Annotated in this window: 19 protein-coding genes and 3 pseudogenes; 4 read left to right on the forward strand and 18 right to left on the reverse strand. The window is 71.4% G+C overall.

What is annotated here, in order from left to right:
* Positions 1-313 precede the first annotated feature (313 nt).
* The 9 genes and pseudogenes from ENC19_RS30030 to ENC19_RS09990 form a co-directional block, all read right to left on the reverse strand.
* A pseudogene (locus ENC19_RS30030) lies at positions 314-931 on the reverse strand (Glu/Leu/Phe/Val dehydrogenase dimerization domain-containing protein); the annotation flags it as partial.
* Positions 928-2,325 (reverse strand): pyridoxal-phosphate dependent enzyme, encoded by a 1,398-nt coding sequence (locus tag ENC19_RS09955; RefSeq protein ID WP_164446907.1) that lies wholly within the window; start codon positions 2,323-2,325, stop codon positions 928-930. The gene ENC19_RS09955 and the pseudogene ENC19_RS30030, both read right to left, overlap by 4 nt.
* On the reverse strand, positions 2,322-4,040 hold the full coding sequence (locus ENC19_RS09960) for a thiamine pyrophosphate-dependent enzyme (RefSeq protein ID WP_164446908.1): 1,719 nt from the start codon (positions 4,038-4,040) through the stop codon (positions 2,322-2,324). The genes ENC19_RS09955 and ENC19_RS09960 overlap by 4 nt, the downstream gene beginning before the upstream one ends.
* Positions 4,037-5,275, reverse strand: coding sequence for an ABC transporter substrate-binding protein (locus tag ENC19_RS09965; protein ID WP_164447357.1), 1,239 nt, complete (start codon positions 5,273-5,275; stop codon positions 4,037-4,039). Before ENC19_RS09965 ends, ENC19_RS09960 begins: the two co-directional genes overlap by 4 nt.
* A 116-nt stretch (positions 5,276-5,391) precedes the next feature.
* A complete protein-coding gene (locus ENC19_RS09970) occupies positions 5,392-6,507 on the reverse strand; it encodes a sulfotransferase family protein (protein WP_164446909.1) in 1,116 nt (371 codons plus the stop codon).
* Entirely contained in the window at positions 6,504-7,955 is a 1,452-nt protein-coding gene (locus ENC19_RS09975) for a methylaspartate mutase (RefSeq protein WP_164446910.1), read from the reverse strand. The genes ENC19_RS09970 and ENC19_RS09975 overlap by 4 nt, the downstream gene beginning before the upstream one ends.
* Positions 7,948-8,385 (reverse strand): cobalamin-dependent protein, encoded by a 438-nt coding sequence (locus ENC19_RS09980; protein WP_164446911.1) that lies wholly within the window; start codon positions 8,383-8,385, stop codon positions 7,948-7,950. The genes ENC19_RS09975 and ENC19_RS09980 overlap by 8 nt, the downstream gene beginning before the upstream one ends.
* A 39-nt stretch (positions 8,386-8,424) precedes the next feature.
* On the reverse strand, positions 8,425-9,648 hold the full coding sequence (locus ENC19_RS09985) for a fatty acid desaturase family protein (RefSeq protein WP_164446912.1): 1,224 nt from the start codon (positions 9,646-9,648) through the stop codon (positions 8,425-8,427).
* A 36-nt stretch (positions 9,649-9,684) separates the two neighbouring features.
* Positions 9,685-11,205, reverse strand: a complete 1,521-nt coding sequence (locus ENC19_RS09990; RefSeq protein ID WP_309246047.1) for a pyridoxal phosphate-dependent decarboxylase family protein — start codon at positions 11,203-11,205, stop codon at positions 9,685-9,687.
* Between the two features lie 254 nt (positions 11,206-11,459).
* Here ENC19_RS09990 and ENC19_RS09995 point away from each other — a divergent pair, with 254 nt between their 5' ends.
* The gene (locus tag ENC19_RS09995; protein ID WP_164446913.1) at positions 11,460-12,047 is read left to right on the forward strand and encodes a putative glycolipid-binding domain-containing protein; all 588 of its coding nucleotides are present in this window, start codon (positions 11,460-11,462) and stop codon (positions 12,045-12,047) included.
* 56 nt (positions 12,048-12,103) lie between these two features.
* Here the strand turns inward: ENC19_RS09995 and ENC19_RS30035 are convergent, their stop codons facing one another.
* The 4 genes and pseudogenes from ENC19_RS30035 to ENC19_RS10005 all read right to left on the reverse strand — a co-directional run bounded on the left by ENC19_RS30035 (position 12,104) and on the right by ENC19_RS10005 (position 15,930).
* A complete protein-coding gene (locus ENC19_RS30035; protein WP_235944694.1) occupies positions 12,104-12,499 on the reverse strand; it encodes a phosphopantetheine-binding protein in 396 nt (131 codons plus the stop codon).
* Between the two features lie 3 nt (positions 12,500-12,502).
* Positions 12,503-14,764, reverse strand: a pseudogene (locus ENC19_RS10000) (non-ribosomal peptide synthetase); the annotation flags it as partial.
* Positions 14,765-14,895: 131 nt separating this feature from the next.
* A pseudogene (locus ENC19_RS30915) lies at positions 14,896-15,315 on the reverse strand (hypothetical protein); the annotation flags it as partial.
* Positions 15,316-15,396: 81 nt separating this feature from the next.
* Complete coding sequence (locus tag ENC19_RS10005) at positions 15,397-15,930, reverse strand: HPP family protein (RefSeq protein ID WP_444968364.1); 534 nt, start codon at positions 15,928-15,930, stop codon at positions 15,397-15,399.
* A 406-nt stretch (positions 15,931-16,336) separates the two neighbouring features.
* Between ENC19_RS10005 and ENC19_RS10010 the strand changes: the two genes are divergently transcribed.
* The 3 genes from ENC19_RS10010 to ENC19_RS10020 all read left to right on the forward strand — a co-directional run bounded on the left by ENC19_RS10010 (position 16,337) and on the right by ENC19_RS10020 (position 18,304).
* A complete protein-coding gene (locus ENC19_RS10010) occupies positions 16,337-17,131 on the forward strand; it encodes a hypothetical protein (protein ID WP_164446915.1) in 795 nt (264 codons plus the stop codon).
* A 68-nt stretch (positions 17,132-17,199) separates the two neighbouring features.
* A complete protein-coding gene (locus ENC19_RS10015; protein WP_164447359.1) occupies positions 17,200-17,763 on the forward strand; it encodes a DUF6529 family protein in 564 nt (187 codons plus the stop codon).
* A gap of 25 nt (positions 17,764-17,788) precedes the next feature.
* Positions 17,789-18,304 (forward strand): Rieske (2Fe-2S) protein, encoded by a 516-nt coding sequence (locus tag ENC19_RS10020; protein WP_164446916.1) that lies wholly within the window; start codon positions 17,789-17,791, stop codon positions 18,302-18,304.
* Between the two features lie 138 nt (positions 18,305-18,442).
* Here the strand turns inward: ENC19_RS10020 and ENC19_RS10025 are convergent, their stop codons facing one another.
* The 5 genes from ENC19_RS10025 to urtB form a co-directional block, all read right to left on the reverse strand.
* Positions 18,443-20,419 carry a cellulase family glycosylhydrolase gene (locus ENC19_RS10025; RefSeq protein ID WP_164446917.1) on the reverse strand — a complete coding sequence of 659 codons (1,977 nt, stop codon included), beginning with the start codon at positions 20,417-20,419 and terminating at the stop codon, positions 18,443-18,445.
* Between the two features lie 208 nt (positions 20,420-20,627).
* On the reverse strand, positions 20,628-21,311 hold the full coding sequence (gene urtE, locus ENC19_RS10030) for an urea ABC transporter ATP-binding subunit UrtE (RefSeq protein ID WP_235944642.1): 684 nt from the start codon (positions 21,309-21,311) through the stop codon (positions 20,628-20,630).
* A gap of 8 nt (positions 21,312-21,319) precedes the next feature.
* Complete coding sequence (gene urtD / locus ENC19_RS10035; RefSeq protein WP_164446919.1) at positions 21,320-22,093, reverse strand: urea ABC transporter ATP-binding protein UrtD; 774 nt, start codon at positions 22,091-22,093, stop codon at positions 21,320-21,322.
* Complete coding sequence (urtC, locus tag ENC19_RS10040) at positions 22,090-23,259, reverse strand: urea ABC transporter permease subunit UrtC (RefSeq protein ID WP_164446920.1); 1,170 nt, start codon at positions 23,257-23,259, stop codon at positions 22,090-22,092. Before urtC ends, urtD begins: the two co-directional genes overlap by 4 nt.
* Entirely contained in the window at positions 23,256-24,143 is an 888-nt protein-coding gene (urtB, locus tag ENC19_RS10045) for an urea ABC transporter permease subunit UrtB (protein ID WP_164446921.1), read from the reverse strand. Before urtB ends, urtC begins: the two co-directional genes overlap by 4 nt.
* Positions 24,144-24,179 lie beyond the last annotated feature (36 nt).

Consider the following 24,179-nt stretch of genomic DNA (forward strand, 5'->3'; position numbering starts at 1 on the left):
GCCGCCGATGCCGCCGACGAAGTCGGGCACCACGAGCACTCCCGCCCGGTGCAGCGCGTGCTCCGCCTGCGGGCTGAGCCGCAGTTGGCACCGACCACCACCACCGGTGCCGGCAGCCGTTCGGCCCGCTCCGCCGGCAGCCCGTCGGCGCCGGCGGCGAGCAGGACCAGGTCGGTGGGGAGGTCGAGCAGCGCGGCGCCGGCATCCGTCGGACGTGTCGAGCCATTTGCGACACCGGGGTGCCGGCCGGCTCGGCCAGCATCGCGGCGACGTCCAGTCCGCGCGGGTCGGCGACGCAGCCGTACTCGTCGGCGATCCCGGTGATCCGTACGCCCTCCTGCGCCAGGGTGTACGCCGCCGCGCGTCCCAGGTTGCCGAACCCCTGCAGGGTGCAGGAGAGCGGACCCGGCAGGGCACTGGCGCGGGCGGCCATCACCGCCGCCTGGGCCAGGGCGTGCCCGGCGCGGCGCTCGGCCAGGGTCAGCGCGCCGACGTGCTGGTCGAGCAGGCCCATCCGCGCGACGAACTCCGCCTCACTGAACTCCTGGGCGCCCCGGACGGCGTACTTGATCGACGGGATGCCCTCCAGCAGGGCGAGCTGTTCCAACTCGTCCCAGTGGGTGCCCATGTCGCAGCCCATGCTGAACCGGGTCATCAGCTGCCCGCGCAGGAAGCGCAGGAAGCGGCGCAGCGCCGCCGCCTTGCCCGGTGCCCTCGGGTCGTAGTCGATGCCGCATTTCGCGCCGTCGACGTTGATGCCCAGCAGCCGCTCCTTGAGGGTCATCCGGGAGGCCAGTTCGCCCAGCTCCGCCGCGGTCAGCCCGGGTTTCACCCGGCAACCACCGGCGGCCAGCCGGCAGTCCAGCCCGTCGTAGACCAGCCACCCCCGGAACCCCTCGATCGGGTCCACGTACTCGATGACAGCGTTCACGGCTTCCCCCGCGATGATGGTGCGGACCCGCTCGCGCCCCCACCCTCGCCCAGGTACGCGACCAGGCAGCGGGCGGTCAGCAGGCAACGCGGGAGTCCTCCGTCGACCACCAGCACGGCGGTCGACGGCTCGGACAGCATCGGAACCACGTCCGGCAACGGCGTGCCGGCGCCGACCTGCGGCGGCGGCGGGCTCAGGTGATCGCCGACCAGGTCGTCGGCGCCGGCACCGGCGGCGTACGCACCGGCGAGCGTCGCCTCGGTGACGCATCCCAGGATCTCCGCCAGCCGCAGCGGCGGTGCCGCTGCACTGACCAGCAGGTGCGTGGTGTCGGCGTCACGCAGCAGCTTCGCCGCGTTGGCCAGGGTCTCGTCCGGCCGGATCAGCGGCGGATGTCCGCCGGTCGCGGCGTCGCGCACCCTCGGCTGGTCGGTCGGTGGGTCGTACAGGCCCAGGCCGGCGAGCCAGTCGTCGTTGAAGATCTTGGACAGGTAGCCACGGCCGGAGTCCGGTAGCAGCACGACGACGAGTGCCTCCGGCCCGGCCGCGGCGGCGACCCGCACCGCCGCGGCGGCGGCCATCCCACCGGAGCCGCCGGTGAGCAGGGCGTCCTCGCGGGCCAACCGGCGGGTCATCAGGATCGACTCCTGGTCGGTGACCGCGATGACCTCGTCGACCACCGTCGGGTCGTAGGAGTCCGGACAGCTCGGCTGACCCACCCCTTCGACCAGGTACGGCCGCCCGGTGCCACCGGAGTAGATCGAACCGTCCGGGTCGACGCCGATGATCCGAACCGTCCCGCCGGAGACCTCCCGCAGGTAGCGCCCGGCACCGGAGATCGTGCCGCCGGTGCCGATCCCGGCGACGAAGTGCGTCAGTCGGCCCTCGGTCTGCCGCCACAGCTCCGGTCCGGTGGTGTGGTAGTGCGATTCCGGGTTGCTGCGGTTGGCGTACTGGTTGAGCTGTACCGCGCCGGGCCGCTCGGAGGCTATCCGGGAGGCCACGCTGCGGTACGAGTCCGGGTGCTCGGGCCGTACGGCGGCGGGGCAGACCACCACCTCCGCCCCGTACGCCCGCAGCACGTCGATCTTGTCGCGGGACACCTTGTCGGGGCAGGTGAAGACGCAGTGGTAGCCCTTCTGCTGGGCCACGATGGCCAGCCCCACCCCGGTGTTGCCGGAGGTGGGCTCGACGATGGTCCCGCCGGGACGCAGCAGGCCGTCGGCCTCGGCCGTCTCCACCATCCGCAGGGCGATGCGGTCCTTCACCGAACCGCCCGGGTTCAGGTACTCCACCTTGGCGTAGAGCGGGGCCGAGCCGGGCGGCACCACGCTGCGCAGTCGCACCAGCGGGGTGTCACCGATCAGCTCGGTAAGTGATTCGTGCATGTTCACCCGACACTCACCTCCATGCTCACCGGGCCGCTCACGCTCAGCCGGCGGTACGCCGAGATCCAGGACAGGCTCGTGCGCACGTCGACCACCACCGGCCCGCCGTGGGCCAGCGCCCGGGCCAGGCACGGCTCCACGTCCTGCTCCGTGGTGACCGCGAGCCCCAACGCGCCGTACGCGCGGGCGAGCGCGACGAAGTCGGGATTGTCGAGGTCGGTGGCGATGACCCGGCCGGGGTACGCCCGCTCCTGGTGCGCCCGGATGGTGCCGTAGCTGCCGTTGTTGGCGATCACCACGATCAACGGCAGGCGGCGGCTCACCGCGGTGGCCAGTTCGGAGCCGGTCATCAGGAATCCGCCGTCGCCCACGATCACCACCGTCGGCCGGCCGGTACGCAGCGCGGCGGCCACGCCACCGGGCACCCCGAAACCCATGGCGCTGGAACCGACGCCGAGCATCCGCGCGTCGCCGGTCAACCGCAGGTAGCGGTAGAGCCAGCTGGTGAAGGTGCCGGAGTCGAGGGTGACCACCACGTCGCCGCCGGTCAGTTCGTCCAATCCGGCGACGAGCGCACCGAAGGCCAGGCCGTCGTCGGCGGGGTGCGGCGCCCACCGGGCCTTGGCCACCTCCAGCTGGTGCAGCTCGTCAACCCAGCCGACCCGCCCCGCGTCCACCCCGGCCGGTGCGAGATCGGCCAGTTGCCGCAGGAACTGCACCGGGTCGGCGGCCAGCCCGACCGTCGGCGGATGGGTGCGGCCGATCCGCTGCGGGTCGGGGTAGACGTGCACCAGTGCCTGTGCGGGGTTGCCGGGCCTCGGCAGCCGCCGCGACAGCGTGGTCACGTCGTCGAGTCGGGTGCCGACCGCCAGCACCAGGTCGGCGCGGTCGAGCAGGGTCCGCTGCCGTTCCTGGGTGTTGTTGTGCAGGTGGCCGGCGTAGCACGGGTCCCGGTTGTCGAACAGGTCCTGCCGCTTGTTGCTGGTCAGCACGGGCAGGTGATGCCGGTGGGCGGCGGCGGCCAACACCCGCCGCCCGGCCTCGCCGCCGAGCGTGCCGCCGGCCAGCAGCAGGGGACGTTCCGCACCGTGCAGCAGCTCCCGTACCCGGTCGAGGTCGGCCGGGGCGGCCGCGGTCGCGCCCGGCTGCCAGCGGGTCGGTGCCGCGCCGACCGGATCCGGCAGGTCCAGCACGTCCTCGGGCAGCACCAGCACGACCGGGCCTGGGGTGCCCGACTGGGCGGTGCGGAACGCGCGGGCGACGAACTCACCGGTGCGGGCCGGCTCCAGCAGCACCAGCACCTCCTTGGCCAGCCCGCTGAAGGCGCGTGCGTAGTCGACCTCCTGGAACGCCTCGGTGCCGAGGTCGCAGCGGGGCACCTGGCCGATCACCAGGACCAGCGGTGTGGCGTCGTACCAGGCGGAGTGCACCGCGATGCTCGCGTTGGTGGCCCCCGGGCCCCGGCTGACCAGGCACACCCCCGCTCGTCCGGTGAGCTTCGCGTCGGCCACCGCGGCGAAGCCGGCGGAGGCCTCGTGCCGGCTGGTGACCACGTCGACTGTCGACGCGGCGTGCAACTCGTCCAGCACCGCCAGGTAGCTCTCCCCGGCGACGCAGAAGACCCGGTCCACGCCGTGGGCGAGCAGCGTGTCCACGACGGTGGCGGCGACGGTGCGCGGTGTCGGCGACGCCCGGTCCGCCGCCGGCGGGGCGGTTGTCACGGCAGTTCCCCGTCGACCGTTGAGGGCCGGAACTTGCTGTCGGCAAGGGCCGGCGGGTAGATGATCGCCGCGTCGTCGAAGGTCTGCCCGACCGTCTGGTACTGCATGACCACCAGCTCCGGCGGGTTGTGGTGCCAGTGCTCGGCGCCCCGCTCGAAGCGCAGCGGGCCCCGCCAGGTGTCGAACTCGGTGGACTCCAGGGCGTCGAGCAGGCCCTCGCGGCTGTCCGTGCCGGCCACCTGCAACGCCTGGCCGATGATGGTCACGTCGGTGAAGGCGCTCAGGCAGGTGTCCGGCGGCGCGAAGCCGTAACGCTGCATGAACCGGTCGGTGAACCAGCGTCCGATCGGCGTCATCTCCGACCACGAGGGACGGAACTTCGTGGCCGGCCACATCACCCCGTTGCCGCCCGCGCCGGCCATCCGCCAGTAGTCCTGGGAGCGCATCGGGAAACCGAAGGTCACCATCATCGGCACCGCGGGCAGCAGACCGATCTCGATGGCCTGCTGGAGGATGTGGTAGCTGTTGCCGACCGGGCCACCGCCGGCGACGACGTTGAGCCCGCCGTTGATGAACGCGTCCGGCTGCCACTGCTTGATCTGCCGCAGCTGCTCCCGCCAGTCGAGCGCGACCTCCTGCTCGAAGTCGAACCGGAGGAACTCCATGCCGTGCCGCGACTCGCCGTACTGCTGGAGGGTGTCGGCCATGGTCTTGCCGAACACCGTGTCGGGCGCGATCATGCCGATGCGGCGGGCGCCGATGTCGGCCAGGCAGTCCATCATCAGCGGTACCCGGTCGGCGATCGAGAAGTAGGTGCGGAAGATCGTGCGCCGCCCGTGGGTCACCGTGCTGTGCCCGTTCTCGACGAACATCGGCACGCCGATCTTCTCGCACATCTCCGCCACCCACGGGGTGGTACGCAGGTGCCACTGGCCCAGCACGGCGAGCACCTCGTCGACCATGGCGAGCTTCGCCATGCCCGCGACGGCGGAGCGCGGGAAACCCTCCTCCGCGGCGGTCGCCATGTCGTTGTACGCGATGAACGAGACGTTGCGCCCACCCAGTACGCCGCCGTGTTCACGCAGGTACTCGGCACCCAGGCGGGCACCTCGCGAGACCAGTACGCCGGCCATCGCGTCACCGGGGCGGCTCATCGGCGACAGGATCCCGATCTTGATCGGGTTGTCGCCGGCGACCGAGTTCACCGCCTCGATCTCCTGCAACGCCAGCTCCATCGGAGTGCTCGCCGGTGCGGTCGGCTGCGGGTTGCGCGGCGCGGGAACCTCGGCGTTCGTCGTGGTGGTCACGGCATCTCTCCTTCTGCGGTCGGCTCGTGCCAGATGGGACAAGGTCACAGTCGGTAGTCGGCCCGGTAGTCGGCGAAGCGACGGCGCAGGCCGTCCGCGTCGAGCCCGTAGTCGCTCAGTCGGTACTGGTGGCGGCCCGGAGCGGTGTGCGCGGCGGTGCGGATCGCCGACCGCACCGCGTGCTGGGCCGCGGCGTCGAACGGCAACCCGGCGAACTCGCAGACCCGGCCGAGGACCGTCACCGGGTCGGCGACCAGGTCCCGGTAGCGCAGGTCGAGCACCGGCAGACCGGCGAACGCCTCGGGGTCACGCAGGCCCGGCAGGGCGGCGGCGGTGCGGTCCAGCCAGAAGGCACCGATCTGGTACGGGTCGACGTGCCGGGAACGCGCCGCCCGCACCGTCCGGGTGAGACTGCACACCGAGGCCACCGTGGTCACCGGATCCCGGTGCAGCCGGACGACCCGGGCCTGCGGGTAGGTGCCGGCCAGGTCCGCGGCGTGCCACAGGTGGAACGGGCACTTGAGCACCACGTGCTGGCCCGCGCCGGAGCCGACGATCGCGGCGAGCTGTTCCCGGTGCAACCCGTACGCCGCGGTGTGGTCCTGGCGGGACAGCCAGTCGAGGTATCCGGGCACGTGGTAGCGCAGGCCGAAGATCTCGGAGTGGAAGCTGTTGGCGATCAGCCGGTGGCACTCCTCGGGCTTGCGAGGATGCAGCGGATGGATCGCGGCGAAGGCCGGGGCGGCCCGGTGGTACTCCGCCACGTAACGGTCGGCCGCGGCCACCAGTTCCTCGGGCGGCTGCGTCGCGGCCGGTGCCAGCAGCTCCCACAGCTGCGGCGCGCGCACCCGCGGGTGCGCGGCGAGCAGCAGTTGCAGCAGGGTCGTCCCGGTGCGGTGCAGTCCGGTCACCACGGTCACGGCCGGCGGCCGGTCCGTCGACGGCCGCTGTCGGGCGGCCAGCCGCTGCTGGACGCGCAGGGCGTTCACCAGCGAGTCGCGCGCCACCCGCGCCCCGTCGGGCGTGAGCTGCGCCTCCTCGTTGATCGCCCGGACCAGCCGGTGCAGCGCGGGCTGGAAGCGAAGTCCGGCGGTGGCCGCCTCGCCCTCGCCGAGCGCGGCCCGGGTCACCTCGTCCGGATCCAGCAGGACGGTGGTCATCGGACACCTCCCGAACTCGCGGCGGCACCCGGTCCGGTGTTGGCCGGGCCGGGGCACTCGACCGTCGCGCGGTCCGCCTGGAACCGTCGCTCCGCGTGCAGGAAGAAGTTGATGTCGGAGCGGATCTCGTCGATCAGCCGGCGGCTGAGGCTGGCCCGGTCCACCCGCAGGCACTGCTCGTTGCGGCGCAGGGTGGGCCGGCTGAACGGCAGCCGGCCCGGGTTGAGATAGCGGATGGCACCGGTGGCGTCCCGCTTGGGGATCACCTCCGATCGGGCGTGCACGCTGGCACTGAACGGGATGTCGAGCCGTCCGTCGGCGAAGGCGTCGACGATCGCCGCCGCAAGATCCGGGGCGGCCAGCACCGGTTCGACCAGTTCGGCGACCTCGCGTTGCAGCCAGTAGGTCTCCTCCTCGACCGTCGCCTCGTCGACCCGTACGAAGTCGAGCAGGTCGGTGCAGGCCAGCGCGGCGGTGCGGATCCCGGCCACGTTGGCCTGCGCGTCGGGGATGCCGCGGGCCTCCTGGTTCGTCTTGTTGATCACTTTGGCGGCGCCGCCGAGTCGGGCGGTGAGCCCGCCGTACAGGATCAGGGCGTCGGCGACGTCCGGGTCGGCCGGGAAGACGCCCATGAACTCGTGCAGGACCGGGAAGATCTCCACGTTCTCCGGCAGGTACCGGCGGGCCAGCACCGGAATCGAGCGCAGAGCGGCGATGTCCTGGTGCACCTCGCCGCCCTGCGGATACGCGATGGACAGGCAGCGCACCCCGGCCAGGCTCGCCGCGCGCGCCTCCAGGACGCAGACCGCCAGGCTCACCGACGGGGGCACCAGCACGGCGGTGAGGGTGCCGAACAGTTCCCGGTCGACGATCACCCCCTCCTCGGCGAGCAACCCGCAGAGCCGGTCGACCTGCGCCCACGCCGCCAGGGACCGGGTCAGCGACACGTCCTTGGAGTACGGCAGGTTGTAGTCGATGCCGCCGCCCTCGAACGAGGTGAACCCCGAGGCCAGCGAGACCGCGAACAGCTCACGCGGGTCGGGTGAGCCGTGCCGGACCTCGATCGGGGCGTCCACCGACTCGTTGAGTTCCCGGCCGCGCCGCCAGCCGTGGGTGACCAGCGGATAGCCGTTGAGGTCCGCCGGCTCACGCTGCAACGTCTGGGCCGCGGTGCGGAACTGCTTGAGCCGGGTGAACGAGTCGATGGTGATGGTCAGGATGCCGGGCCGGGCGCGCCGCTCCAGAGTCGTCAGCAGGGTCCGCATCTCGTCGTGCCCGCCGACGCCGCAGCGGGGCTGCACCACCGGCCGGCCGCGCGCGGCCGCGGCCCGCAGCACCTCCACCGGTGCTCGCTTCGGCGACTTGCGGATGTACTGCATGGTCTCCGTCCAGGGCGGCAGCATGGCCGCGACTCGTGGCTCGACGTCGAGCTCGGGTAGGTCAGACACCGGTCAGCGGGGTGGCCCGGGCGGCGTGCAGCAGGTCCAGCAGCAGCGGGATCTGGTCGGCCTCGTCGAGGATGTGGTCGACGCCGAGGCTCAACAGCCGCTCCCGCTCGTCGCCGTCCTTGTGACTGCCCACCGAGAGGTTCCCGCCGACGATCAGCGGGCAGTGCAGGCGTCCGGCGGCCCGCAGCGCCGGCAGGTCGCGCAGATCCTCGTACGCGTGGCCGTTGAGGCTGCCGATCAGCACCGCCTCGGCGTCCGGGTGGGCGACCAGCGCGTCGGCGAAATCCTCCAACGGTGTGCAGACGCCCAGGTTGACCACGCAGAAGCCGGCTTCGCGCAGCCGCATCGCGATGAGATGGTTGGCCACCGCGTGGGCGTCGCTGCGGGCCACCCCGATGATGACGGTTCGTTGGGTCTTGCGACTGGACATGTCGTCGTACCTCCCGATGTGCGCAGTGCGTGCCGGCCGTCAGTCGTCGAAGGCGGAGAAGACGCTGCGCCCGCTGACCTGAGCGATCCGGGCCCGGTCGTACTCCTGTGGATCGGCCCGGCCCAGCGAGTCGAAGACCAGGTTGATCGCCGGGACGAGGCCCCACACCTCGCGGTACGGCGGCCATCCGCGATGTCCCGCCTCGATGTCGGCGTGCCGGGCGAAGATGTAGTTGGCCCAGTCGCGACTCATCGGATGCCGGTGGTGGAAGTCGTGCACCACCGTGTCGCCGGTGAGCACCAGGTACCGTGCCGGCAGGTGCACCACCAGCATCCGCAGCGACCAGTGCAGCCACCGGGCGGCGCGGCGCAGCGGCCCACCCGACCGGTCGGCCGGCGCGCGCTCCCCGATCAGGATGGCGTTGGTGAGACTGGCGAAGTACTCCCGACCGCGCCGCTGCGTGACCTCCGGGCCGGGGAAGGTGTGCTTGACGCACAGCCGCAGGGTGTTGCTGATCTGGTAGAAGACCGTCATCGGCAGCACCCAGGCGACCAGCAGGAAGACCCACATGTCGAGCAGGACGGCCGACGCGACCACGGTGGCGTAGCCCGCCACGGTCGCCACCCGCAGCGTCCGGCTGGCCGGGGCGAAGTAGGACTGGATCCGGCCCAGCAGGAAGTTCAGGTGGAACGCCGGGGACAGCAGCTTGTGCCGGACGAGGTGCCGCCACATCTGCCGGCGGGTCATGCCGGGCCGCAGTTCCAGGCCGATCAGGAACGCCTGGACGGTGGGGTCGCGGACGGTCATGTGATGCACCGCGTGGTGGTCGATGACGTGCTCGGTGCTGTAGCGGTCGAAGTCCTGCACCATCAGTGCGGCGGCGACCAGCCGACCGACCACCCGGTCCCGGCGGGGGCGGGCCCACATGTTCCGGTGCGCCGCCTGGTGGTACATCATCATCCGCAGGTTCCGGGCCCCGTGCAGGGTCATCGACCAGCCCAGCAGCAGAAGCACCAGCCACCAACCGCCGGTTGCCAGCGCGACCCAGCTGACCGCCAGCCCACCGAGCATCGAGGCCGTCGCCGCCCAGAGATGGAATCCGGGCGTGAGCCGGACCGGCCGCTGACCGGTGTGTGGCTTGCCGGTGAGGAACGTCAGCGGCATCGCCAGCACCCGGGGCAGGGCGTTCATCGAGTCACGGATCGACACCGACTCGTCCGCCGGTGTGTAGGCGAGGGTCGTACCGTGTTGCTGCATCACCATCGTTGCGCTCCCTGACGGATCTCTGCGGAAGGGGCGTCAGGACCGGCCCGCCGCCTCCAGCGCCGCACCCGCGGCCAGCACGTCGTCGATAACCTGGTCGAGCTGCTCACCGGTGGTGTCGGGGTTGAGCAGCATGAGCTTGAGCCACACGTCCTTGCCGCCGCCGGGGCGCGGCAGGAAGACCCGGGCGAGCATGGCGTGCCCGTCACGCATCAGCTGCCGCCGTAGGCTGCTGTTGAACGCGTCGAGGTCGCTCCCGTCGCCGGGCAGGTAGCGGAACAGCACGGTGCTGAGCACCGGCTCCGCGGCCAGTTGGAGCTTCGCCTCCCGGGCGACCCGCGCCGCGCCGTACCGGGACAGTTCGTGGCAGGCGTCGACCATGGCGCCGATGCCGTCGCGGCCGTACGCCCGCAGGGTGGCGGCGATCTTGAGCGCGTCGCAGCGGCGGGTGGCCTGGATGGAGTGCCCGTAGCGGCCGACGAAGCCCTCGGCCACGTCGTCCGGCGAGTTGAGGCTGGTCTGCTGGACGGCGAGATGGTCCAACATGGCCGCGTCCCGGGTCAGGAACACCCCGGCCGACGCCGGCACCCAGCCGAACTTGTGCAGGTCGAGGGTGACCGAGTCGGCCTCGGCGAGCCCGTCGAACAGCGGCCGCAGCCGCTCGGAGAACAGCGCCCCACCGCCGTAAGCGGCGTCGGCGTGCAGCCACACGCCATGCTCGCGAGCCACCCGCGCCAGCTCGGGCAGCGGATCCACCCAGCCGAAGTCGGTGGAACCGGCGCAGACGAAGAGCATCACCGGCAGGCAGTCCGACGGCAGCTCGCGCAGGATCCGGTCGGCCTCGGCGGGGATCATCCGGCCCAGATCGTCGGCGGGTACCCGGATGATGCCGTCCGCGCCGATGCCCGCGATGCTCGCGCCACGGTCGACGGAGAAGTGCACCGTCTCGGTGCACAGCACCACCGGACGGACGCCACCGACGGCCAACCCGCTGTCGAAGGTGGACCGGCCGAGGCGACGGCGGTACGCCTCGTCCCGGGCGATCAGCATGGCCATGACGTTGGAGATGCTTCCGCCGGCGGTCAGGGTGCCACCCGCGTCGGCGCCGTAGCCGACCAGGGTGGCCAGGTCCTCGATCAGCCGACGCTCCAGTTCCAGCGCGAACGGGCCGGCCTCCCACGCGTGCATCGACTGGTTGAGCGCGCCGGCGACCAGGTCGGCGGCGACGGCGACCGCGGTGGGTGGGCACTGCATCCGGGCCACCGTCGCGGGGTGGCTCACGTCCACCGACCAGTTGGCGTACGCCTCGACGAGCTTGCGCAGCACCTCGGCGGGGTTGCCGCCGCCGGTCGCCGGCAGCAGCGGCTCGGCGAGCACGTCGTCCGCGTACGCCCGGACGGCTGTCGGGCCGCCCGGCGCCACCGGGTTGGCCCGTCCCTTGCCCACGTCCTCCAGGACGCCCAACACGTCGTCGATCAACGTCCGGAGCTGTCGCATGCTGTCGTGGTCAGCGGTCGCCACGAAGGTGGGTGCGTCGCCGACGCTCGGCACTGACACGGCTTTCCCCTTTCTGGTTCAGCAGCGGGAAAGGGCATTCGGGTACGGCCCTCCACCGAACCGAATCCACCTTCGTGGAGTCGGCCCGAAACCGCCGTCAATTATGTGACCGAAAGTAGTCGCCGAACTGGACTGCCAAACATGGGCGTACCAGGAAGCGAATGTCTCATCGCTGCTCATCGCGCTCCGACAACGACGGTACAACCGACCGGCCCCTTGCGCCAGTGGAGAATCGAGGAACTAGAATCTCCGGCATGTCCGATTTGGAGAGACTAAGTACGACCAGTTGGGAACGGTCCGACCGACTGTTCCTGGAAATGGGCAAACTCGACCGGACGCCGACCGGCTTCCGGCTGTCGGGAACCGCCCTGTACCGAGGCAGGGGCGGGCCGACCAGCGCCACCTACCTCGTCGAGACGGACGCCTCGCGGCGGTCCCGGTCCGTCCGGATCGAGGTGGACGAGCCGACCGGGTTACGCACGCTGGCGCTGCACGCCGACGACGAGGGTCGCTGGCACTCCGCCGACGGCCCCCTCGACCTGCCGTTTCCCTGTGAGGACGTGGATCTGGCGGTTACCCCGGCCACGAACGGCCTGACCATCCGGCGGCTCGATCTGGCCGTCGGCGCCCAGGCCACCGCCCGGGTGCTGTGGATCCAGGTGCCCTCGTTCGGCGTACGCGCCGTCGAACAGGGATACCAGCGGATCGACCGCGACACCTATCGGTACAAGGGCCGATACGGCAGCTACAAATTGACGGTCGACGCCAATGGAATGGTGCTCGACTATCCCGGCGGCGGGTGGCGCTCAGTGGCGCACAAGGTTAGCCGTCGGGTGCCGTGACAATTGTGCGGTCGGGGTGGGTGCGGCACTCCCCACCCCGACCCGCAATTGCGGCCTCAGCCGCCGATATCTGCGAACATACGCTCCAGCTCCTCCGCGGGAATGGCCTCCAGCATGCGCTCCTCGATACGCGTCGCGAGCGCTTCCAGAACGGGTACCTCAAAGATGTCCTGAACTGCCAGGTCGACGCCGAACCGCATGCTGACCGCCGCGATCATCGGTACCGCACGCAGCGAGTGGCCACCCAGCTCGAAGAAGTTGTCGTCGAGACCGACCGACGGTACACCGAGGATCTCCTGCCAGATCTCGGCGACGGTCTGCTGGGTACCGGTCTCCGGCGGTCGGTGCGCGCCGCCGGCCGCCAGCTCCGGCGCGGGCAACGCCCGGAAGTCGACCTTGTTGTTCGGAGTCAGCGGGATGGTGGGAATCGTGACGTAGTGGGCCGGCACCATGACACTGGGCAACGCGGCCGCCACCCGGGCCCGCACCGCGGCGGGGTCGAAGGTGTGCCCCTCGGCCGGCACGACGTACGCGACTAGCGTGCGTCGCGTGCCGATCACCGGTGCGGTCACCACCGCGGCGGCGACCGACTCGTCATCGGCCACCGCGCTCTGGATCTCGCCGAGTTCGACCCGCAGCCCGTCGATCTTCACCTGGGTGTCCAACCGGCCGTGGAACTGGATGGTGCCGTCGGGCAGCCAGCGGCACCGGTCGCCGGTGCGGTAGAGCCGGTTCCCGTCGCCCGGGCGGAAGGTGTCCGGCAGGAACCGCTCGGCGTTGAGATCGGGGCGGTTGTGGTAGCCGAGCGCCACGCCGGGACCGCCGAGGTACAACTCGCCCCACACGCCGACGGGTACCGGTTGGCCCAGCGGGTCGAGGATGTAGGCGGTGGTGTTGTGCATCGGCCGCCCGATCGGGATCGACGGCCAGTCCGGGTCCACGTAGGTGATCCGGTGGCTGACGCTGAAGGCGGTCACCTCGGTCGGCCCGTACCCGTTGACCATCGACACGTGTGGCAGCCGCTCCAGCACCTGACGGATGTGCGGCAGCGACAGGACGTCCCCGCCGGCCATGAACTGGCGCAGGTCGCGCAGGTCCTCCAGGTGGGTGTCGATGGTGAGGTTCGCCAGCGGTGCGACCAGCCAGAGGGTGTCCACTCCCTGCTCGCGGACGGTACGCGCGACCCGGGCCGGGGTCGGCACCCCGGGCGGCAGCAGCACCACCCGTCCGCCGTTGAGCAGCGGTCCGAAGATCTCCAGCGTGCAGGCGTCGAACGAGAGCGGGGATATCTGCAGGTAGCTGGTCCGCTCGTCGAGTTGGAGGATGTCCGTGTTGATGACCAGGCGGACGACCCCACGGTGGATCGTCTCGACTCCCTTCGGCCGGCCGGTCGAACCCGAGGTGTAGACGATGTAGGTCAGGTCGTCGGCGGTGTTGACGTTCACCGGGTTGTCGGTGGGCTGCGCGGCCAGCGACGCGGCGTCGGCGGGGTCGTCGAGCACGAGCACCGCGACGTCCTCGCCGACCGGCGCCAGTTCACGCAGCCGCTGCTGGGTGACCAGGAAGCGGGCCTGGGTGTCGGCCAGCATGAAGGCCAGCCGGTCCGTCGGGTACGCCGGGTCGAGGGGCACGTACGCGCCGCCGGACTTCAGCACCGCCACGACGGCGACCATGAGTTCGAGCGAGCGTTCCAGGCAGAGGGCGACCAGGGTGCCCCGCCCGACGCCACCGGCGCGCAGCCGGTGGGCGAGCCGGTTGGCCTGCTCGTTGAGCTCGCGGTAGGTCAGGTGTCGCCCCTCGATGGTGACCGCCCGGGCGTCCGGCGTGCGCAGCACCTGCTCCTCGAACAGCTCGTGCACGGTGACGTCCTGCGGGAACGGCGCGTCGGTGCGGTTGAACTCGTCGAGCAACCGGGCCCGCTCGGCATCGTCGAGGATGGCCAGTCGGTGCACCGCGGTGTCCGGGTCGGCGACCGCGGCCCGCAGCAGGTTCACGTAGTGGCCGAGCATCCGCTCGGTGGTCGTCGGGTCGAACAGGTCGGCCCGCCAGGTCAGGGTGAGCCGGGTGCCGCCCGGGTCGGGCTGGGCCAGCAGCGCCAGGTCGGGCAGGGTGGCCGCGGCCGGTACGAGGGTCTGCGCCAGCACCGTCAGCTCGCCGAAGCAGTCGGTCGCGGCGGTGGCCCGGCGGGCGGTGAACGCCGCCTGGAACAGCGGGCTGCGGGCCGGATCGCGAGGTGGACGTACCTCCTCGACCAGCGTCTCGAACGGCAGCGGCTCGGGGGTGTCGGATGGGGCGCACAGCGCGGCGAACGGGGTGTGCTCGTCGGTTTCGCTGCGCAGCACCCGCCAGGTCGCCACCGGTCCGACCAGGCCGGCGGTGTCCGGCGTCCGACGCTCGTCGCTGACACCCAGTGCCAGCACCGGTTGGCCGGACCAGCGGTGCAGCAGGGACTGGAAGCACGCCCGCAGCACGTCGGCCGATGCCACGCCGAGCCGGGCGGCCAGGTTCTCCACCTGCTCGTGCAGCACCGGCGGCAGCCGCAGGTCGGCGGTGCCGGCCGCGTAGTGGGGCTGTACCGGACGGATCCGGTCGGTCGGCAGCTCCAGCGGGGCGACGTCGGCGAGGTACTCCCGCCAGGCGGCGCCGGCGACCACCCGGGCCGCCTCCGCCGCGGCGCGTTCCCGCTGCGCGAAACCGGCGAACTCGTCCCGGACGGTGGTGTCGGCCGGTCCGGACGGTTCGGCGAGCCGGGCTTGGTAGGCCGCACCGAGGCGGGCGACGACGAGCGTGAGGAGGCCGGGTCCACCACGGCACGGTGGGCGATCAGCAGGAGCAGGTGTTCGTCGGCCGCCAGGCGCAGCAGTTCGGCGCGGATCAGCGGGCCACGGCCGAGGTCGAACCGGGTCTCGGTGGCCCGCCCGACGGCTCGCCGGACCGCCTCCTCCCGTTCGGTGTCCGACAGCCCGGACAGGTCCGCGCCGGCCAGCGCCGCCGGAACCGGTGCCGCCGACCGCCGGTCGGCCCGGCCCTGGGCGGTGCCGATCGCCAGGCCGAGCACGGCTTCGGCGGCGACCACGTCACCGAGCGCGGCGGCGAGCGTGGCCGCCCGCAGCGGCCCACGCAGCCGCACCTGCTCCACCAGCACCTCTACCGGCGCGTCCACGTACTGATCGATGAACCAGGACCTCTCCTGCCCGAGCGACAGGCTCGGTTCGGTCTCCCCCTGCTGCATCTGCTCGTCACTCCCGTCTCGACATGCGGTGGTCATACATACGGAATGGAAGGTCAACGTGGACACGACGATGCGGCCTGTCCCTGCCTGTCGGGTGCCACCCGCCGGCCGGTCTGCTCACTCCTCGGCAGCGATCACCTCCCGGCGGGTAGGCACCGAGGAGACCGGATAGGAACCGGCGGAGTGCGCGTTGTGGAAGGCCATCGCGATGCCCAGCAGGATCACGCAGCCGAGCAGGACAGGTACGAAGAGGAACAGCCACCCGGGTTGGGCCAGCATCACCAGTACGGTGTCGCCGCCGGCCGGCGGGTGGAACGACCGGGTCAGTCCCATCAGGGCCATGGCCAGGCCGACCGCGGCGGCGATCGTCCACGGGGCGTTTCCCAGCACGCGTACGCCGAGCAGGCCGACCACGGTGCAGATCGTGTGTCCACCGAGGACGTTGCGTGGATGGGCGAACGGCGCGTGCGGCGCCCCGAAGATCATCATGCAGGTGGAGCCCAGCGGAGCGATCAGCAGGGGCGTACCGACCAGCAGCGCGATGGAGCCCACCGCTCCGATGCCCAGCGTGCCCCCCACCCCGGCGAGCACCGCCGTCCGAGGCGGCCACGGGCGTCCGACTCCACGCACCAACGACCGTACGACAAGCACGCGCTTCCCCCAGCCATGCCTTGATGTTGCCGTCGCGTTAACGAAACCGCGCCCGAGAGGGCTCTCGATCCCACGAAATCCGACCCACGGAGCGGACGCCGGCCCGCCCTCCAGCCTTCGATTGGCACCCCGGACAGCTCGACTACCAGGCAAGACATTGGCTCCGCGGCCCCCGTACCGGCGGATCCAACGACCGGAAGCTTATCGCTTTGGATGCATCCTGTCACTGGATGACATGTGACATGGAAGTGACATTCGCCGATGTTGCCGATTACGGTTATCCCACGCGAGGGACGAGAAAACATGGCCTAACCGGGCACTGGCGACATCCCGCGAGAGGTTTCCTGGCGCCTGATTGAACCCATCCACCACCTCCGCCCGTACCTCTGTGCGAAGGGAGTGGCCCATGAAGCGCCTGACCCCGTTGCTCACCCTCCTGTCGGGGGCGGTGACGGCTGCCGTGCTGTTCACGATGAGTGCACAGGCATCCCCGCCGGGCACCCAACCCGCCGCCGGCGGCGGTGCGCCGGCCGCCGCGCCGGCCCCACCCGCCGACGCGGCGGCGGACGCCGACGCCGAGGCGGACCCCGACGCGGCTGCGCCCGACGAGGAACCGAGCGACGCCGACGCCCGCCGACCGGCCGGCACCTCGCCACCGACGGACCCGGACAGCTCGTCGGCCGGCACCGAGGTGACGTCGGTCGAGCAGAACTGGATCGGTGAACTCGAGAACGGGGCCACCATCGCCATCACCGTCAAGGACGGCAAGGCCGAGGCGTACGTCTGCGACGGTCGGAGCATGGAGCTGTGGCTGTCCGGCACGGTGCGCGACGGCAAGATCGAGCTGACCGGCAAGGACGCGAAGCTGACCGGCGTCATCCGGGGCGACCGCGCCAGCGGCGAGATGATCGTCGGCGTACGGCGTTGGAAGTTCACCGCCCGACCCGACGACACGTCGACCGACGAGGCGGTGGTGAAGTCCGGCTCGGGCACCGCGCCGGCGATCTACCGGGTGACCGACGAGACCCGTAAGGCCGGCTTCGACGGCGGCTGGATCATGCTGCCCGACGGCACCCAGATCGGCATCGTCACCTGGAACGGCAAGCCCATTCCGGCTCCACCGCTGGACCCCGCCTTCAACAGCACGGTGGTCGACGGCGTAACCCTCGTCGCCGAACCGGTCATCCCCGGGGCGCGGTGATGTCCCAGCATCGGCAGGGCGGGGCACGCACCGTGCCCCGCCGGGCCTCCGAGCCCACCATCGAGGTGATGCGCGACTTCGGGGCCCCGCCGCCGAGCCCACCGAGACGGCGGCCCTCGCTGCTGGTGCCGCTTGTCGTCGGGGCCGGGGTGGCGGTGGCGCTGGGCGTCTACGGACGCACCCACACTCCCACCGGCATCGCCGTGAACGTGGCCGGCTTCTCCTCGCCGCTGACGGTGAAGGTGTGGCTCGGCACCGGGGCGGCGTTCTTCGCCGTCATCCAACTGCTGTCCGCGCTGGCGATGTGGGGTCGGCTCGGTGGCTTCTCCCCGTCCTGGGCCGGCGCGGCGCACCGCTGGTCGGGGCGGATCGCGTTCCTGCTCACCGTGCCCGTCGCGGTGCACTGCCTCTACGCGCTCGGCTTCGCCGACTACGACACCCGTACGCTGCTGCACTCCCTGCTGGGCTGCTTCTTCTTCGGGGCGTTCGCCACCAAGATGCTGACCCTGCCCAAGCGGGGCCTCGCCGGTTGGGTGCTCCCCACGGTCGGCGGGGCCGTGTTCGTCGCCCTGATCGGTGTCTTCCTGACCTCCTCGGTCTGGTACTTCACCACGTTCGGCATCCAGTTCTGATCCCCGGAAAGGCGAGGCACCGCAGATGAAACACGAGCAGGCTGGCTGCTGCCGGTCGCGACGCGCCCTGCTGGCCGGTACCGGCGCGGTGGGCGTGGCCGCGTTGGCCGGTTGCGCGACGTACGGTCAGCCGACAGCGGCGCCACCGGCCGCACCGCCCGCCGGCACCGCCGGTGCCGCCGACCCGTCGGGCACCTCCGGTGCCGATCCCTCCGGCACCGCCACCCCGGGCGACGACGGCGCGGACGCCGGTCCACCGGCACTGGCCACCCTCGCCGACATCCCGGTCGGTGGCGGCGCGATCTTCGCCGACGCCGGCGTGGTGGTGACCCAGCCGACCGACGGGATCATCAAGGCGTACTCGGCGACCTGCACCCATCAGGGCTGCACGGTGACCTCGGTCTCCGACGGCACCATCGTCTGCGCCTGCCACAACAGCGTGTTCGACATCGCCGACGGCTCGGTACGCAGTGGCCCGGCGGGGGCGCCGCTGCCCGCCGCGAACGTCACCGTCGACGGTGACGCCATCCGGTTGGCCTGACCCGACGCTCGGCGATGCGAACGCGGTGACGCGGCCCACCCAGGCCCGGGCCGCGCGGGGCCGTCCGAGGTGGCGTCACGCCCCCGGACGGCCCCTGCTCCACCCACGATCCGCAGGTGGAGCAGGGGACGCGGCCGGTCAGGACGCGGTGCAGGTCAACCCGGAGGGCGTACCCGATCCGCTGCCGGTCAGCCCGAACGTGGTGCTGGCGTCGGCGGCGAGCTGCCCGTTGTAGGGCTCGTTGCGCACCGTCACCGTGCTGCCGGAGGTGGTGAGCCGGCCGTTCCACAGTGACGCGATCGTGGTGCCGGCGGGGGCGGTCCAGGTGACCGTCCAGCCGGAGATGGCCGCCGTACCGGTGTTACGGACGGTCACCTCCGCCTGGTAGCCACCCTGCCACGAACTGGTGACCCGGTACGTCGCGGCACAGCCGGCGTCACCGTTGCCGTTGCCGGCGGGGGTGGTGACGGTCAGCGCCGGCGAGGCCGCCGACACGTTGCCGGCCGCGTCGCGGGCCCGCACGGTGAAGGTGTAGCTGGTCGAGGCGCTCAGCCCGGTCGCCCGGTAGGTGGTCCCGGAGACCGTGCCGACCACGGTGGCCGCCCCGGATCCGGTGGCCCGCAGCACCTCGTACGAGGTGACACCCACGTCGTCCGTGGCCGCCGCCCAGTTCAGCGTGGCCGAGGTGGCGGTCACGTCGGTGGCGGTCGGCCGTCCGGGGGCGGTCGGCGCGGTGGTGTCGCCGGGGCCGGGCCCGCCGGCGTAGCGCTCGGCGAGGCTCATGCCGGTGGTGGAGTCGGTGCCGCCGAGGCGCACCTGGTGGTCGAGGCCGACGAACTTGCCGTTGTGCTGCCACAACGCGGGCTTGAGCATCTGGTTGTACTTCGTCTCGTCCCAGCTGGCCCAGTCGTCCAGCAGCAGACCCCCGGTGTCACCGGAGTTGGGGTTGAGGCACCAGAAGGTGTGGTGAATACCGTTCTCGATCATCAGGTCGCGCAGCGCGGCCATCCAGCGGTCCTGCCGGTCGTCCTGCCCCAGCCGGCCACCCCACTCCCCGACCAGCAGCGGTGCGATGTTCTGCTCGTGGATGTAGAACCAGTTCGGCCGCCACACGTCGTTGGTCAGCGAGTCCTTGTCGAAGTCGCCCTCGAACCATGGCTGCTCGTACACCAGCGGTCCGTAGTCGTGCGGCGAGTAGACGAGTTGGTCCTGCTGGGCACCGAGGTTGACCGGGTGCTCGGCAACGCCGCGCAGGTTGCCGCCCCACCAGTTGTAGTGGTAGTTGGGGCTGCGGTCGGGGTTGGTGTTCGGCGAGTTCCAGGTGGCACCGGCGCGCGGGTAGATCTCGATGCCCTCGCAGAGGATCAGCAGGTTCGGGTTGATGGCCAGGATCCGCCGGCCCGCCGTCTCGCACGCGTACTTGAAGTTGTCCTGGTCGGTGCTGGAGTCCCACTTGGCCCGCTGGGGATCGTTCGGGGTCCCGTGCGGCTCGTTCTTGATGTCCATCGCGACGATGGTGTCGTTCGTCCGGTAGCGGGTGGTGATCCACTCCCAGCCCTGGAAGAACAGTTCCGGGGTGACGCTGCCCTTCCACCACACCGGATAGACGTGGCCGGAGTTGTCCGCCTCGGCGCTGTGCACGTCGAGCATGACCTTCAGCCCGTACTTCTCGCACAGGGCGAGCCAGTGGTCGAAGACCTGGAGGTTGTTCAGGCCCTCCAGCTCCGGGTTGACGTACGTGTTGACGTTCGGCCGGATCGTCTGCCCGGCCTTCCACTCCAGCAGCAGTTGCGTGGAGATGGGCACCCGGACGATGTTGATGCCGCGCTGGGCCATCTGGCGGGTTATCGATTCGAGGTTGCCCGACCACAGGCCGTGGAAGACCCGCTCGCTGGCGTTGAAGCCGAACCAGTTCGCCCCGGTGAGCCAGACCTGGTTGCCGGCCTCGTCGACGATCCGGTTGCCGTCGGTGTGCAGCCAGTCGGCGGTCGGCGCGGCGGCGACGGCCGGAGCACCGACCGTCGGCGCCGCCGTCGCGGCGGGCGCGGCGGCGGCCAAGCCGAGCAGAGCCACGGCCACCGTCGCGGCGGCCTGAAGTTTTGTACGTGCAGACATGCGACTTCCTCTGTGGTGGGTGAGGGAGCGAGCACGTCGAGAAACAGTCCTGCCCAGGGACCGTGGGAGCGCTTCCAGACCCACCTTAGGCGGTCGACCCCGACAACGGAAGGCCCACCCCCCGACCTCGCCGATCTTGCACTTTCCGTCGCCACAAAAGCCGCGACAAGGGGCATCTCGGCGACCGAAAGTGCAAGATCGCGGGAGGTCAGACCGCGAGGGCCTCCCGGACGGTGTGTTCGGCGGTGGCGCCGCCGTCGCCGGCGGAGGTGACGCGGCCGGATTCGAGGACGTGGTAGCGGTCGGCGACCCGCAGCGCGAAGCCGAGGTGCTGCTCGACCAGGAGCACACTGAACCCGCTCTGGGCGATGAGTGCGACGATCCGGTCCTGGATCTCGGTCACCACCGACGGCTGGATGCCCTCGGTCGGTTCGTCGAGCATCAGCAGCCGTGGTCGGGTGATGAGTGCCCGGGCGATGGCCAGCTGCTGACGCTGGCCGCCGGAGAGCAGCCCGGCCCGGCGACGCAGCAACGGACGCAGCGCCGGGAACAGGTCCAGCACCTCGGCCGTGGCCGTCGCGCCGTCCCGGCGACCGTCGGCGACCAGGCGCAGGTTCTCCGCCGCGGTCAGGTGCGGGAAGCACTGCTGCCCCTGCGGCACGTACGCGATTCCCCGGGCGACCCGCTCGTGCGGAGCCAGCCGGGTGATGTCCTCGCCGTCCAGCTCGACCCGGCCGGCGGTCGGACGCAGCAGGCCGGCGGCCACCCGCAGCAGGGTGGACTTGCCGGCTCCGTTGTGGCCCAGCACCGTGGCGACCCCGTCGTCGGGCACCGTCACGTCGACGCCGTGCAGCACCCGGCTGCGCCCGTAACCGGCGTGCACGCCGCGCATCGCGAGCATCATGCCTCCGTGTGCGTCGGGGCCGACCCGGCGTCGACCGGGTGACCGAGGTAGACCTCCTGCACGCGTGGGTCGGCCTGTACCTGCGCGACGGTGCCCTCGCTGAGCACCTTGCCGGCGTGCAGCACGGTGACGGTACGCGCGAAGCGGCGCAGGAAGTCCATGTCGTGCTCGATCACCACCACCGTGCGGTCCTGGCTCACTTTCTCCAGCAGCTGCCCGGTGGCGTCGCGTTCCTCGTGGCTCATGCCGGCGACCGGCTCGTCGAGCAGCAGCAGCCGGGTGTCCTGCACCAGCAGCATGCCGATCTCCAGCCACTGCTTCTGCCCGTGGGCGAGGGTGCCGGCGAGCTGGTCGGCGCGGCTCGCCAGGCCGATCACGTCGAGGGCCTCGGCCACCTCGTCGGGCACGTCGTGGCGGCGGCGCAGCAACGTCGCCCAGCCGCGCCGGGCCCCGGCGGCGATGTCGAGGTTCTGCAACACGGTCAGCTCCTCGAACACCGTCGAGGTCTGGAAGGTGCGGCCGACGCCGAGCCGGCTGATCCGGTGCACCGGCCGGCCGAGCAGTTCCCGGTCGCCGAAACGCACCGAGCCGGTGGCCCGGACCAGGCCGGTGACCGCGTCCACCAGGGTGGTCTTGCCGGCGCCGTTGGGCCCGATCAGGAACCGGATGTCGCCGGGGGCGACATCGAGGGACACCCCGTCGACGGCGGTGAACCCGTCGAAGCTGACCCGCAGGTCACGCACGTAGAGCCCGTGCAACTGCCCGGTCATGCCGCCCCCTCCCGCCGCCGAGGTCGAAATCGACTCAGTCGACTCGGGCGGGGTTCGCCGTCGTCGCGGCGGCGGGCCAGACCGATCAGCGAGGCCAGGCCGCCGGGCAGGAACGCCACCACCACCACGAACAGCAGGCCCTGGAGGTACGTCCAGGTGCCCGGGAAGCGCTCCGACAGGGCGGTACGCGCCCACGCCACCGCGACCGCACCGAGTACCGGGCCGAGCAGCGTGGCGCGCCCGCCGATGGCGACGCCGATGACGAACTCGATGGACGGCACGATCCCGATCAGGGCCGGGGAGATGATGCCCACCGCCGGCACGAACAGCGCGCCGGCCAGCCCGGCCATGCCGGCGGCGACCACGTACGCGACGAGCTTGACGGTGGCCGGGTCGTAGCCGAGGAAGCGGACCCGCTCCTCCGAGTCGCGCACGGCCACCAGCAGCTCGCCGTAGCGGCTCTGCATCAGGTGCCGGGCCAGGGCTAGCAGGGCCAGCAGCGTGCCGGCGATGATGAAGTAGACCATCCGCTGGTTGACCGGGTCGTCCAGGTCGTAGCCGAAGAAGCCCTGGATGTCGGTGAGCCCGTTGGTGCCGCCGGTGGTGCCCTGCTGGCCGATCAGCAGGATCACCATGGCGGCGGCGAGGGCCTGGCTGAGGATGGCGAAGTAGGCGCCGCGCACCCGACGGCGGAACACCAACGACCCGAGTACGAAGGCGACCGCCATCGGCAGCAGCACCGTGGCGGGCAGGGCGAACCACGGGCTGGCGAACGGCCGCCACCACAGCGGCAGCTCGTCCAGTTGCCCGTACAGCATCATGAAGTCGGGCATGGTGCCCGGCCCCGCGTCGGCGAGCTTGAGATGCATGGCCATCGCGTAGCCGCCGAGGCCGAAGAAGACGCCCTGGCCGAGGGTGAGCATGCCGCCTCGGCCCCAGGCCAGGCCGATGCCGACCGCGACCATGGCCACGCAGAGGTACTTCGCCAGCAGGGAGAGCCGGAAGTCCGACAGCAGCAGCGGCGCGACGGCGAAGAGCAGGGCCGCGCCGAAGGCGAATCCGACGGCGGCCCGGTAGCGGTGCCGGGACGGTCCGGCCGCCGGTCTGGTCGGTGGTGTCGGCGCCGGGTCGGTGGCGGCGACGGGATCTCGGGCGACGGTGGTCATGCCAGACTCCTGGTACGCAGGGTGAACAGGCCCTGGGGTCGCCACTGGAGGAACGCGACGATGGCGATGAAGACCATCACCTTGGCGACGCTGAGGGTGGTGAGGTACTCGCCGGTCGCCTGGAGCACGCCGAGGGCGAAGGCGACGATGACGGTGCCCTTGAGCTGGCCGATCCCGCCGACCACGACGACCAGGAAGGCGTCGATGATCAGGTTGGTGCCCATGGTGGGACCGATCGGCCCGAGCAGGGTGAGGGCCACTCCGGCGATGCCGGCCAGGCCGGAGCCGATGAAGAAGGTCATCCGGTCGACCCGGGCGGTGGGGATGCCGGAGACAGCCGCCAGGTCCCGGTTCTGCACGACGGCCCGGATCCGGCGCCCCAGCGGGGTGACCCGCAGGGCGAGGGTCAACGCGACGACCGCGCCGCCGGCCAGGGCGAGGATGAACAACCGGTTGTTGGCCACCGTGATGCCGCCGGGCAGCGCGATGTTTCCGGTGAGCAGCTCCGGGGCGCGGGTCTGCACGTTGGGGCTGCCGAAGATGTCTCGGGCGAGCTGTTGCAGGATCAGCGACACCCCCCAGGTGACCAGCAGGGTGTCCAGCGGGCGGGCGTAGAGGCGGCGGATCAGCAGCATCTCCAGCAGCACACCCATTGCGCCGGCCACCACGAAGGCGACCGGCAGGGCGATCAGCAGTGACCAGCCGGCCGCGGTGATGACCTGTTGCAGCACGTAGGTGGTGTAGGCGCCGGCCATGATGAACTCGCCGTGGGCCATGTTGATGACGCCCATCTGGCCGAAGGTCAGGGCCAGGCCGAGGGCGATGAGCAGCAGCACCGCCCCGATGCTGACGCCGGTGAAGAGTTGGCCGATGAGAACTGTCACGGTGCGTACTCCGAACTGCTGGTGGGTGCGGGCCCG

Origin of the sequence: Verrucosispora sioxanthis (assembly GCF_010560025.1) — a bacterium.
GTDB classification, from domain to species: domain Bacteria; phylum Actinomycetota; class Actinomycetes; order Mycobacteriales; family Micromonosporaceae; genus Micromonospora; species Micromonospora palythoicola.

Coding starts and splice junctions, on each gene's coding strand:
- ENC19_RS09970 (WP_164446909.1), bottom strand. CDS start 6,507: ATGACCACCGTCCTGCTGGATCCGGACGAGGTGACCCGGGCCGCGCTC.
- ENC19_RS09965 (WP_164447357.1), bottom strand. CDS start 5,275: ATGGAGCTGGCGTTGCAGGAGATCGAGGCGGTGAACTCGGTCGCCGGC.
- urtD (WP_164446919.1), bottom strand. CDS start 22,093: ATGACCGGGCAGTTGCACGGGCTCTACGTGCGTGACCTGCGGGTCAGC.
- ENC19_RS10010 (WP_164446915.1), top strand. CDS start 16,337: ATGAAGCGCCTGACCCCGTTGCTCACCCTCCTGTCGGGGGCGGTGACG.
- ENC19_RS10025 (WP_164446917.1), bottom strand. CDS start 20,419: ATGTCTGCACGTACAAAACTTCAGGCCGCCGCGACGGTGGCCGTGGCT.
- ENC19_RS09995 (WP_164446913.1), top strand. CDS start 11,460: ATGTCCGATTTGGAGAGACTAAGTACGACCAGTTGGGAACGGTCCGAC.
- ENC19_RS10020 (WP_164446916.1), top strand. CDS start 17,789: ATGAAACACGAGCAGGCTGGCTGCTGCCGGTCGCGACGCGCCCTGCTG.
- ENC19_RS09985 (WP_164446912.1), bottom strand. CDS start 9,648: ATGGTGATGCAGCAACACGGTACGACCCTCGCCTACACACCGGCGGAC.
- urtE (WP_235944642.1), bottom strand. CDS start 21,311: ATGCGCGGCGTGCACGCCGGTTACGGGCGCAGCCGGGTGCTGCACGGC.
- ENC19_RS09980 (WP_164446911.1), bottom strand. CDS start 8,385: ATGTCCAGTCGCAAGACCCAACGAACCGTCATCATCGGGGTGGCCCGC.
- urtC (WP_164446920.1), bottom strand. CDS start 23,259: ATGACCACCGTCGCCCGAGATCCCGTCGCCGCCACCGACCCGGCGCCG.
- ENC19_RS10015 (WP_164447359.1), top strand. CDS start 17,200: ATGCGCGACTTCGGGGCCCCGCCGCCGAGCCCACCGAGACGGCGGCCC.
- ENC19_RS30035 (WP_235944694.1), bottom strand. CDS start 12,499: ATGGTGCCGGCCCACTACGTCACGATTCCCACCATCCCGCTGACTCCG.